This is a genomic window from Dapis purpurea BLCC-M126 (assembly GCF_050015975.1).
Taxonomy (GTDB): domain Bacteria; phylum Cyanobacteriota; class Cyanobacteriia; order Cyanobacteriales; family Microcoleaceae; genus Trichodesmium.
The window spans coordinates 1-10,864 of record NZ_JBNHER010000200.1 but is presented as its reverse complement, the minus strand read 5'-3'; the positions used below and the strand labels follow the sequence as shown (position 1 = coordinate 10,864).

Below are 10,864 nucleotides of genomic sequence, written 5' to 3'. Positions count from 1 at the left end.
CCTGTCTCCTAACTCCTAGCTAACGCGCATATTTATAAAGATACGCTTAGGGGTTATATAGAATCCGGTTATATAGTATATCTTTATAACTATAATTCAATCTCCCCTACTTCCCCAAATATATAATAAGTATTCAACCCAATTTGATATAATCCCCTTGAAAGGGGAGGTTATTGACCTTATTTCTTGGTTAATATATAAAAGTTGAATCCTATTCTGTTTTACCAGGATCTTCTAACTTTTCCAAAGCTTCTTCTGTACGTTCATTAGTATTTTTAGGTTTCAACCAATCAGGCCATAATCCAACTACAAATTTACGACTTTCTAAACTAGCATTTTGGAGAGATTCAGGCATAAACTCTAGACTGTCTCCAGCACTTACAAAAACTATAGCCACAATGACGAATAACCATATTAGATTCTTATTCATAAGCTGATATTAATTTAGATGTATTTGTTTAACTCTAGTATTAGTATTCCCATTACTAACAAAAATATCACAATTTATGATTAATTAGCATCACAAATAGTAGGACAAATATTTTTTTGTTGGAGAGGATTAAGGAATGAAGTAACAAGAATATTCTGAACATCTGATATAAACTCTGCTTGAATAATTGTCATTGCGAGCAAAAGAAGTAATCTCTAAAAGCTTGGGATAGCTTCCTTCCAGAATTTCCAGTCGCTGCGAACTTTATAGTGAATAATTATCCGGACTTAATATGATAGTTGATTTGTAAAACGATAATTATTCTACCAGTTAATTATGATTTCTTAGAAATATGACTATTAAGCTAAACGAAATTATTGTTATTGATATTGAAGCTACTTGTTGGGAGAAATATCCCCCACTAGAGCAAGAAAGCGAAATAATTGAAATAGGGATTTGTATTGTGGATGTAGCTTTAGCTAAACCTGTGGAAAAAGAAAGTATTTTAGTTAGACCAGAACATTCCCAAATTAGTGAATTTTGTACCCAACTTACAACTTTAAGTCAAGCAGAAGTTGACCAAGGAATTACTTTTGATGAAGCTTGTTTAAAACTACGAAAAAAATATGAATCTTTACAACGAGTCTGGGCAAGTTGGGGTGAGTATGACAAAAATATGTTTGAGAAACAATCTTTATCTAGGGGCGTAAAATATCCTTTTGGAATTAGACATATTAATGTGAAAAATTTGTTTGCTCTTGTTCATGCTCTACCCAAAGAAGTAGGGATGGCAAATGCTTTGAAATTATTAGATATTCCTTTGGAAGGAACTCATCATCGGGGCGCAGATGATGCTTGGAATATTGGTAAAATATTAGCAAAATTACTTTTACAAGGTAGGATAAAAGATAAAAAAGTATAAAATTTAATAGACCACAGTAGGGACATTAGATAGAAATTCCCTACAATGGTTTCAGAAGTTTCACAAAAGCTTGATAAATGCTCTAATTCTCCAATACCTAACATCTATCACCTTTTTCAGAGGCTAAAACACCATTCAGAAAAATATCAGCTAATCCCTCTGCCATTTCTTGCATTGCTTGAGGAGAAGCATCAGGTTCTAATAAGGTTTTTTGACTAAAACCAGCGATCGCAAACATTCCTAAAAATACCCGTGCCACAAGTTTCGGATTCATCTGACGATATACACCTCGCTCCATCGCTGTTGTAAAAAAAGCCTCTGCCACATCCGTCATTTTATCAATAACTTCCGATTGAATTTTATCTCTCAATTCTGGATGAAACTGCGCTTCCAAAAAACAGACTTTCATCATATCTGCATTGTGACTAATATTTAACATCCGGCGACGCATCACTTGTGCCACAGCTTTATAGCTAGACATTTCACTCAATTCTGTCAATAAATCTGTGAGAATTTCCACCCATCCTGCCGTAGCTAACTCGATCAAAATTGCCTTTTTATTAGTAAAATGATGAAATAATGTACTCTCTGCTACTCCCGCCTCCTTTGCTAAATCGCGAATTGTAGTACCATCATATCCATATTTAGCAAACAACTTTTGAGCTATTTGTAAAATCCTAGTTCGTGTCTGTGTCTCTGCAGTTTGTAAATGAGTCGAAACTTTCATAATAGCTAACTTTTTATCTTACTCTAACTATTTTTAGCCTCATTATTTAACAATTTAATGATTAATTAATAAACTAGGAGTAGAGGAGTAGAGGAGTAGGGGTTGGGTTTCCAAACCCAAGCTAAAATCGGATTTTCAGACCAAAGCCAGACAATTTTTTTTCACAAATCCTGCACGGATTACTATAGAAAGTATCAGTTAGTATTCAAATTCTGGTTATTTTGTTTTCATTAATTGATAATGAATAATATCATGTGTTCTCTCCAGGGGAGCTACCCTAACAGATAATCACTTATAATAAAGTTTTTGTTTGTAGAATAGCTCTCAGCCCGATCTAGAGTTGGGGCTAAAGCAAAACTACGAAGCTCTAATTATAATAACTATAGAGAAATAAATTTTTTCCTTTTAGTCAATCCTTTCCCTAAAAGCGATTAGAGATTAAAAAAACTCTTTCATTATCAATTATCAATTATCCATTAGTAAAGCAAACTTCTATTTTATTAGCGGGGCGAGCAACAGGAAATTTATTAATTGTCAAATCTTGATTCTCTTTAAATTTCCAACTACAATTATCCAATAGTGTAGATATAAAAATTTTGATAACCAAATAAGCAAATTCTTTGCCTATACATTCCCTTGCACCACCTCCAAATGGGATATAACAAAGAGGTTTCTTTTTATCTTCAGCATTTATAGGATTAAACCGTTCTGGATTAAATCTTTCTGGTTGCTCATATATTTCTGGATCTTGAAGAACTGAATTAATTTGATAAGCTACATTCCATCCTTTAGGAATTCGGAATCCCTGAAAAGAGCAATCTTGAAGAACTTCTCGAAGTCCGCCACTCACAGGAGGAGCTAGCCGTAATACTTCTTTGATTACTTGTTCTAGATAAACCATTTTCTTTAATTTAGCTAAAGATACTGGTTCCGATCTATCCAATTTTTCTTGTTCTATTTGAAGAAATTTTAAAACATCCAAATGCTCAGATGTTAAGATTAAAAAAGAACTTAGTGCTGAACTTAATTCCTTTCTGCCTAATGATAAAAGATTAACCATTTGTTCTGCTATTTGTCTGACAGTTAGTTTGCTATTTATTTGTTCTTGAACTGTAAGTAATATGCCTAATACATCTGAACCAAAATCACTCTCTTTCTGTCTTTCTACAATGATTTGTTCAAATTGATTAAATAATTTATCCCTACTTTTTAAAGCATGGCCTAATTTAGTCCAAGGCAAAGCTAAAGGAATAGTATTTAATCCTGAACTCATATCTTTTAAATAATTACCAATTTCACTTTCTGAAGCAGAATCTATACCTAGCAATAATTTCAAAACAAGATCTAAAGTATAATTATTTATTTCAAAATATAAGTCTACATAATTAGATTTCATCCATTTTGAAAAATAGCTCTGACTCAAATTATGAATAGTATCAATATAGTTATCTAAAACTTTATTTTTGAGAGCTTTAGCTAATAGTTTTTGTCTATCTCTATGTTCTTTCCCTGCCAACCAACTAATATCAGTTTGACCAAAAATTCTTTTATAATTTTTGAAAATGATAGGTGATGTAAAATATTTGTTTTCATTAGTTAAAACAAATTTGACAGCTTCATATCCTTGAAAGTAAATCAATTTTTTACCTAGAACTCTGGTTTTATAAATCGGACCATATTTTTCGTAAATTTCTTTTATATAGTCTTGATAATTTTTTTGAAATACTTTTTTTTGTCTAATAAAAGGTAATCCTAAATTACCAGGTGGTAAAGGCAAAGAAGAAATTGGATTCATGTTCATAAATATTGTACTTATCTCAATATATTTGTGATTTTTTTAAAAAATATTAAAGTGATTTTATCACTACTAGGTACAAAAGGAAATTTTTCGACAGTCTCTGGTTTTCAAGAACTCACAGCTAGAGAAACTTTGCTCATAGAACTCAGGCAAACATCAATTTCCCAATACTCCAGAATATAATTTTAGATAAATTGAATTGATTTAATTACTAATGTTTGGCCATAAACTAGAAAAGTCTACCCAAAACCAACAGAAAAAACCTAAATAATAATTGGATATGCTGAAAAACTTATTATCTCAAGTTATATTATTTCCCTGCTGGTCTCAAAAATTAATTAGCTCCCTGCTGAAAAAGGCCAATTTTAATGGATCGGTTCACGAATCACTCAAATTTGGTCTTTGCCTAACTACCTTATGTTTATTCTGTTTTGGCCTTGCACCCAGTATGGCCTTAGCAGGGGAATCTACTCCTGACCAACCAATCTCAATCAAACCATACTTAGACCGAGTAATTAAAAAAGTAACAGAATTTCGCCTCAATAATGGTATGAAATTCATCGTTCTAGAACGAAATAATGCCCCTGTCATATCCTTTGTTATTTATGCTGATGTGGGTGGAGCAAACGAACCAGATGGAAAAACAGGTGTAGCTCACTATCTCGAACATTTAGCTTTTAAAGGTACAAAAAAAATCGGCACAAAAGACTATGAGGCAGAAAAACCAACTTTAGACAAATTAGACCAGATATTCGCACAAATTCAGCAAGCTAGCACAGATGGCAAAACAGAAGAGGTTGCCCAACTCAAAGCAGATTTTGATAAAGCTCAAAAGTTGGCATCTGAATATATCAATCAAAATGAATTCTCAAAAATTGTCAAACAAGCGGGAGGAGTCGGACTGAATGCTGCTACCTCTGCCGACTACACCCAATACTTTTACAGCTTACCTGCCAATAAACTAGAATTATGGATGTCTTTAGAGTCAGAAAGATTTCTAGAGCCAGTATTTAGGGAATTTTACAAAGAAAAACAAGTAATTATGGAAGAGAGGCGATCGCGCACCGAAAATTCACCTGTTGCTCAATTATTAGAACAATTCCTTGATAAAGCTTTCCTCGTACATCCTTATGGTCGCCCTGTCATAGGTTATTCAGAAGATATCCAAAATTTAACTAGAGAAGATGTTCGGGATTTTTTTGATACTCATTACGTTCCTAGTAATTTAACTGTCGGGATAGTTGGAGATGTTAATCCTAAAGAAGTCAAAAAATTAGCAAAAAGATATTTCGGTCGTTACAAAGTTAAAGAAAAACCACCAAGAGTCAACATTCTCGAACCTACCCAAACCGAAACCAAGGAAGTAACGATGAAGTTACAATCCCAACCTTGGTATATAGAGGGTTATCATCGACCAGCAGTAAATCATCCCGACAATGCAATTTATAATATGATTGCTAGTATTATGAGTGATGGTCGTACTTCTCGTCTCTATCAGTCATTAGTTGAGGAACAAAAAATTGCACTCGTCGCCAGAGGGTTTAGTGGTTATCCGGGAAGTAAATATCCACACCTGATGCTCTTCTATGCCATGACTGCTCCTAATAGTAATATAAATGAAGTAGGATCGGCTTTGCAAACAGAAATTGAAAGGTTGAAAACAGAGTTAGTTTCTGAGCAAGAATTAGAACGGGTAAAGACTCAAGCGCGAGCAGGTTTATTGCGGTCTCTTGATTCTAACATGGGTATGGCCTCTGCTCTGTTAAGCTATGAAATTAAAACTGGTTCGTGGCAAAACCTATTTAAAGAGTTGGATGCCATTAATGCTGTAACTAGAGAAGATATTCAGCGTGTTGCTCAAGAAACTTTCGTGGCAGAAAACCGCACTATTGGCAGACTACTTCCTAAAGTTCAGTAGTAGACTGAGACACATTAGGGCGGGTTTATGTAAATCTTAGAGGAAGTATGAAAATTCTAGCTAAAACCCGCCCCTACTATTGGACTATTTTAGGTAAAACAGTCCACTACAATTTTGCTGAACTATCGAACATTACGTTGCGCCGTAATATCATGTCGGGATAATTAGTGATAAAAAAATTTTTTGTTTGTAGTAGGGCTTCAGCCCTATCTATAGTTCGGGCTGAAGCCCTACTACGAACTTTAATTATAACTATTTAAGCGAACATGATATAACGCACCATTGAATATTTCGGTGCGTTATGCTGATAACTGATAACTGATAACTGATAACTGAAATAACTATGCTCTCTAACCAAAAGAAAACTACTAAATCAAAACTTGTCTTAACAGCATTTTTAGTAATAGTATTGCTGTTATCTATTCTAGGGCGAATACCAGCTATAGCTCTAGCGCCACCAAAACATTACACCGAACTAGAATTTCCACCATTACCAGAATTAGAAATACCAGATTATACTCGCTTTCAACTTGATAATGGTATCGTTGTATATCTGATGGAAGACCATGAACTTCCCCTAATTGGTGGACGTGCCCTATTTCGGACAGGTTCAAGATTTGAACCGGAAAATCAAGTAGGGTTAGCAGACTTAACCGGAACTGTTATGCGTACAGGAGGCACAATTCAACACACCCCCGAACAAATAAACCAACTACTCGAACAAAAGGCAGCAGCAGTAGAAACAGGTATCGGCGGTACTGCTGGTAGTGCTAGATTTAGTTGTCTGACTGAAGACTTGACAAAAGTATTCGGATTATTTGCCGAAGTCATTCGCGAACCCGCATTTACTGAAGAAAAATTAGAGCTTGCCAAACAACAATGGCAAGGTAACATTGCTCGTCGGAATGATGATCCTGGCTCTATTGCTGGGCGTGAGTTCCAAAAATTGATTTATGGTGAAGAAAGTCCTTATGCTCGAACTGTTGAATATGAAACCATCAACAATATTTCCCAGGAAGATTTAATTGATTTCTATGCCAAATATTTTCATCCTCAGAATATGATTTTGGGAATAGTAGGAGATTTTAAGACTAAACAGATGCGATCGCTGATTAAAGAACAACTAGGGGACTGGGAACCAAGCAGTAAAGCAGTAAAACCGCCTCTACCGACTGTTACTCAAGCTGAAGTGGGTGATATATTCTTTGTGGAACAACCTCAGCTCAATCAAAGTTATATACAAATGGGTCATTTAGGGGGAAAATTAGATAGTCCTGATTATACAGCTTTAAGTGTAATGAATAGCGTCCTCAATGGTTTAGGAGGGCGTTTATTTAATAATATTAGATCGCGCCAAGGTTTAGCCTATTCTGTTTCTGCTTATTGGAGTCCTAATTATGATTATCCAGGAGTATTCGTCGCTGGTGGTGAAACTCGTTCGGATGCAACTGTGCCATTTATCGAATCTGTTAAGGAAGAAATTGAACGTATTCGCACTCAACCTATTACAAGAGAGGAACTTCAGCACGCTAAAGATTCTACCCTCAATTCCTTTATTTTCAACTTTCAAGATCCAGCTCAAACTTTATCCCGTTTGATGCGATATGAATATTATGATTATCCTGAAGATTTCATTTTCCGTTATCGCCAGGAATTGGAAAAAATTACAGTTGCAGATGTACAAAGAGTAGCTCAAAAATATTTGCAACCAGAGAAAATGGTAACTTTAGTTGTGGGTAATAAAGAAGCAATTCAACCGCCTCTGAATACTCTGGGAAATGGGATTAAAATTACTTCCATAGATATTACGATTCCAGAACCAAGTTAAATTTATAGCTTTCAGCATTCAGCTATTAGCTATCAGCTCAAGCAAAATTTGTAGTGGACTGTTTCAGCTAAAATAGTGCGTTAGAATTGTCATTGCGTTTAGCGCAGCTTTGCGATAGCAAACGATAGTGAAGCAATCTCTAGTAGATTTCCTATTGCACCATTTTAGCTGTGTAGGTCCAGTAGTGCCGTGTCAAGCTTGAAAATGTGGATTAAAAACCTAACCCCCCAACCCCCTTCCCTGCAAGGGAAGGGGGAGATTTATCTCCTCTCCTCGCAGGAGAGGGGTTAGGGGAGAGGTCTTCGCTTGTGGATCGCTCCTAACACACCATTTCAAGCTTGACGCGCTAGTAGTAGACTGACACGCCTTAAATGGTGCAATAAATTTTTAGGAAAAGTCTGAATTTATCAGAGATTAAGTCATTTTTCTAATGCACAGTTTTAGCTGTGTCAGTCCAGTAGGGTGCGTTAGACGGTTAAAATTTAGACTTTGAAAGGCATTTAACAATCCTTCCTAACGCACCATCTTAATACCAATCATCAAAAGTATTGCTATACTTATAAGCTGACAAAAATAACTTTTCTTCATCACCGAAGTTACCAAATATAAACAAGTATTTGCTCGAACAAATAATATTTAGGAATAGAAAATCCAAAAGCACATAATATTGATATAAATCAATGAAAAACACAAACATTTACACTGAGTCGGAAAAAATACTAATTACCAAAATCCGGAGTTTGCCTCCAGATAAAGTTTCTGAAATAATAGATTTTGTAGATTTTTTGTCTCAGCGACAACAACAGCAAAGTTTGACTAATTCTATTACTCAACTCTCTGAAGCAGCTTTTGAGAAAATTTGGGATAATCCCGAAGATGATGATTATGACTATTTATAAATTTGGTGATGTTATTCTAGTGCCATTTCCATTTACTAACCAAACTACTAGCAAAAAGCGACCTGCTGTTGTAGTAAGTTCGGATATTTATAATAGTCAATATACCGATTTAATTATTATGGCTATTACCAGTCAAAATAAAGTAATATCTCGTGTTGGAGAAGTTATAGTTACAGAGTGGAGTAATGCTGGTTTAGTCAAACCTTCTATAATTAAACCTGTTATTGCCACGATTGAAAAAGTGTTGGTTATTAGGAAACTAGGAAAACTTGAAGATGGCGATTGCCAAGCTTTGAAAAATGCTATATCGGAAATATTAGATGAGTGATGGCAGTATAAATTTTTTGTTGTTTAATTTGCATAGTGGATAATTTATATCAAATCTGGCAGCATCGGTTTATTTGATAAACCTGGTTTCTACATAATTTATAATAAATAAAGAGGTAAAATATGAGTCATAAATTGCCAAAATTAGAGAAGGGTAAAAATGGCTGCTAAGGATAAATTTCATGCTGTGGTTATAATTGCTTTGGAAAAGGAGGAATGGCAGATAACCGACGATCCCCTGCTACTGGAAGTAGGCGGAACTAAATTTGAAATTGATTTAGGTGCAGAAAAACTATTAGCAGCAGAACGTGGTGAAGAAAAAATTGCAGTTGAGATTAAAAGTTTTTTGACTGATTCGCCATTAACAGATTACCATGGTGCTTTAGGACAGTTTTTGAATTATCGGTTAGCTTTAGAAATTAGCGATCCAACACGCATTTTATATTTAGCAATACCTGTGGTTGCTTATGAGACTTTTTTTAAGCGGGAATTTGCCCAAATGTCTTTAGAAAGGTATGAAATAAAACTAATTATTTATGACCCAAAACAGGAGGTAATTGTACAATGGATATCTTAGAATCTTATCGCAATATTATTCAGTCTATATTAACAGTTTATGCTGCCATCCCTATATCAAATGGTGAGATAGATTCTTATACAGTTTTTGATACAAAACAAGACCATTATATGGTTATGAATGTAGGATGGGATGGTTATCGGCGTGCTTATGGTTGTGTTTTACATTTAGATATTAAAGGAGGAAAGATTTGGATAGAGCAAAATATGACGGAAATGAGAATTGCTGAAAAACTTGTGGAGCGAGGAGTGCCAAAAGAAGATATTATTCTGGGATTTCAAGCTCCTGAAATGCGGGAATATACTGATTATGGAGTTGCTTAATTGAGGAAAAGAAAAGCTTGACATAAATTCGGGCACGAACTTTTTCAGTTACCAGTTATTAGTTATCAGCAAAACTGAGCAGACAAAATTCGATCTCCCCTACTCCCCTGCTCCCTCACTCCCCTACTCCAGAAATTGTTGCCGACAACCTTGGAGATTTTTTCGCACAATCTTAGTATGAGGATGTTCCCCACCTAATTTTTGTTCTAAAATATCCAGTGCTTTTTTGTACAAAGGTTCTGCTGCTTCATATTTCCCTTGAAAATAATACAATTTTGCCAAATTGTTGAGGCTGATGGCAAAGTCTGGATGCTTAGGAGGCAGAGTAATTTTGTCGATTTCTATAGCTTTTTTGTACAAAGGTTCTGCTGCTTCGTATTTCCCTTGAGAATAATATAATAAAGCTAGGTTGTTGAGGTCGGTGGCAAGGGAACGATGATTTTCAGGTAGGGCGATTTTGTGGATTTCAATAGCTTGCAGGTACAAAGGTTCTGCTGCTTCGTATCTTCCTTGAGAAGTATATAATACTGCCAGGTTGTTGAGACTGGAGGCAAGATATGGATGATTTTCGGGTAGGACAATTTTGACGATTTCTATAGTTTGTTGGTACAAAGGTTCCGCTGCTTCGTATCTCCCTTGAGATTTATATAATCCTGCTAGATTGTTGAGGTGGGTGGCAAGGGATGGATGATTTTCGGGTAGGGCAATTTTGATTATTTCTATAGCTTGTTGGTACAAAGGTTCCGCTGCTTCGTATCTCCCTTGAGATTTATATAATCCTGCTAGATTGTTGAGGTGGGTGGCAAGGGATGGATGATTTTCGGGTAGGGCAATTTTGATTATTTCTATAGCTTGTTGGTACAAAGGTTCCGCTGCTTCGTATCTCCCTTGAGATTTATATAATCCTGCTAGGTTGTTGAGGTGGGTGGCAAGGGATGGATGATTTTCGGGTAGGGCGATTTTGTCGATTTCGATGGCTTGTTGGTACAACGGTTCGGCTTCCGAATATCTGCCTTGAGAAGTATATAATCCTGCCAAGTTGTTGAGACTGGAGGCAAGAGATGGATGATTTTCGGGTAGGGCAATTTTGATTATTTCTATAGCTTGTTGGTACA

The 10,864-nt window shown here is 35.4% G+C and carries 11 protein-coding genes; 7 read left to right on the top strand and 4 right to left on the bottom strand.

The window, feature by feature from the left end; genetic code table 11:
• Positions 1–211 precede the first annotated feature (211 nt).
• Positions 212–430 (bottom strand): hypothetical protein, encoded by a 219-nt coding sequence (locus tag ACP6PL_RS17735; RefSeq protein ID WP_426546590.1) that lies wholly within the window; start codon positions 428–430, stop codon positions 212–214.
• A gap of 352 nt (positions 431–782) precedes the next feature.
• On the opposite strand from ACP6PL_RS17735, the gene ACP6PL_RS17730 reads away from it, so the two are divergent.
• On the top strand, positions 783–1,352 hold the full coding sequence (locus ACP6PL_RS17730; protein ID WP_426546589.1) for a 3'-5' exonuclease: 570 nt from the start codon (positions 783–785) through the stop codon (positions 1,350–1,352).
• 97 nt (positions 1,353–1,449) lie between these two features.
• On the opposite strand, the gene ACP6PL_RS17725 is transcribed toward ACP6PL_RS17730, so the two are convergent.
• The gene (locus tag ACP6PL_RS17725; protein WP_426546588.1) at positions 1,450–2,079 is read right to left on the bottom strand and encodes a TetR/AcrR family transcriptional regulator; all 630 of its coding nucleotides are present in this window, start codon (positions 2,077–2,079) and stop codon (positions 1,450–1,452) included.
• Between the two features lie 469 nt (positions 2,080–2,548).
• Complete coding sequence (locus tag ACP6PL_RS17720; protein WP_426546587.1) at positions 2,549–3,880, bottom strand: cytochrome P450; 1,332 nt, start codon at positions 3,878–3,880, stop codon at positions 2,549–2,551.
• Positions 3,881–4,325: 445 nt separating this feature from the next.
• On the opposite strand from ACP6PL_RS17720, the gene ACP6PL_RS17715 reads away from it, so the two are divergent.
• The 6 genes from ACP6PL_RS17715 to ACP6PL_RS17690 all read left to right on the top strand — a co-directional run bounded on the left by ACP6PL_RS17715 (position 4,326) and on the right by ACP6PL_RS17690 (position 9,749).
• Positions 4,326–5,795 (top strand): M16 family metallopeptidase, encoded by a 1,470-nt coding sequence (locus tag ACP6PL_RS17715; protein WP_426546591.1) that lies wholly within the window; start codon positions 4,326–4,328, stop codon positions 5,793–5,795.
• Positions 5,796–6,138: 343 nt separating this feature from the next.
• Positions 6,139–7,623, top strand: a complete 1,485-nt coding sequence (locus tag ACP6PL_RS17710) for a M16 family metallopeptidase (RefSeq protein ID WP_426546586.1) — start codon at positions 6,139–6,141, stop codon at positions 7,621–7,623.
• Between the two features lie 680 nt (positions 7,624–8,303).
• The gene (locus tag ACP6PL_RS17705) at positions 8,304–8,522 is read left to right on the top strand and encodes a DUF2281 domain-containing protein (protein WP_426546585.1); all 219 of its coding nucleotides are present in this window, start codon (positions 8,304–8,306) and stop codon (positions 8,520–8,522) included.
• Entirely contained in the window at positions 8,509–8,850 is a 342-nt protein-coding gene (locus ACP6PL_RS17700) for a type II toxin-antitoxin system PemK/MazF family toxin (RefSeq protein WP_426546584.1), read from the top strand. The genes ACP6PL_RS17705 and ACP6PL_RS17700 overlap by 14 nt, the downstream gene beginning before the upstream one ends.
• A gap of 159 nt (positions 8,851–9,009) precedes the next feature.
• On the top strand, positions 9,010–9,426 hold the full coding sequence (locus tag ACP6PL_RS17695) for an element excision factor XisH family protein (protein WP_426546583.1): 417 nt from the start codon (positions 9,010–9,012) through the stop codon (positions 9,424–9,426).
• Positions 9,414–9,749 carry a XisI protein gene (locus ACP6PL_RS17690; protein ID WP_426546582.1) on the top strand — a complete coding sequence of 112 codons (336 nt, stop codon included), beginning with the start codon at positions 9,414–9,416 and terminating at the stop codon, positions 9,747–9,749. The genes ACP6PL_RS17695 and ACP6PL_RS17690 overlap by 13 nt, the downstream gene beginning before the upstream one ends.
• A 123-nt stretch (positions 9,750–9,872) precedes the next feature.
• On the opposite strand, the gene ACP6PL_RS17685 is transcribed toward ACP6PL_RS17690, so the two are convergent.
• The coding region (locus ACP6PL_RS17685) for a tetratricopeptide repeat protein (protein WP_426546581.1) at positions 9,873–10,864 on the bottom strand (992 nt) is incomplete at its 5' end.

What these genes read in the sequence shown, in the direction of transcription:
- ACP6PL_RS17730 (WP_426546589.1), top strand. Translation starts at nt 783, where the DNA reads ATGACTATTAAGCTAAACGAAATTATTGTTATTGATATTGAAGCTACT.
- ACP6PL_RS17690 (WP_426546582.1), top strand. Translation starts at nt 9,414, where the DNA reads ATGGATATCTTAGAATCTTATCGCAATATTATTCAGTCTATATTAACA.
- ACP6PL_RS17700 (WP_426546584.1), top strand. Translation starts at nt 8,509, where the DNA reads ATGACTATTTATAAATTTGGTGATGTTATTCTAGTGCCATTTCCATTT.
- ACP6PL_RS17725 (WP_426546588.1), bottom strand. Translation starts at nt 2,079, where the DNA reads ATGAAAGTTTCGACTCATTTACAAACTGCAGAGACACAGACACGAACT.
- ACP6PL_RS17735 (WP_426546590.1), bottom strand. Translation starts at nt 430, where the DNA reads ATGAATAAGAATCTAATATGGTTATTCGTCATTGTGGCTATAGTTTTT.
- ACP6PL_RS17720 (WP_426546587.1), bottom strand. Translation starts at nt 3,880, where the DNA reads ATGAACATGAATCCAATTTCTTCTTTGCCTTTACCACCTGGTAATTTA.
- ACP6PL_RS17715 (WP_426546591.1), top strand. Translation starts at nt 4,326, where the DNA reads ATGGCCTTAGCAGGGGAATCTACTCCTGACCAACCAATCTCAATCAAA.
- ACP6PL_RS17695 (WP_426546583.1), top strand. Translation starts at nt 9,010, where the DNA reads ATGGCTGCTAAGGATAAATTTCATGCTGTGGTTATAATTGCTTTGGAA.
- ACP6PL_RS17705 (WP_426546585.1), top strand. Translation starts at nt 8,304, where the DNA reads ATGAAAAACACAAACATTTACACTGAGTCGGAAAAAATACTAATTACC.
- ACP6PL_RS17710 (WP_426546586.1), top strand. Translation starts at nt 6,139, where the DNA reads ATGCTCTCTAACCAAAAGAAAACTACTAAATCAAAACTTGTCTTAACA.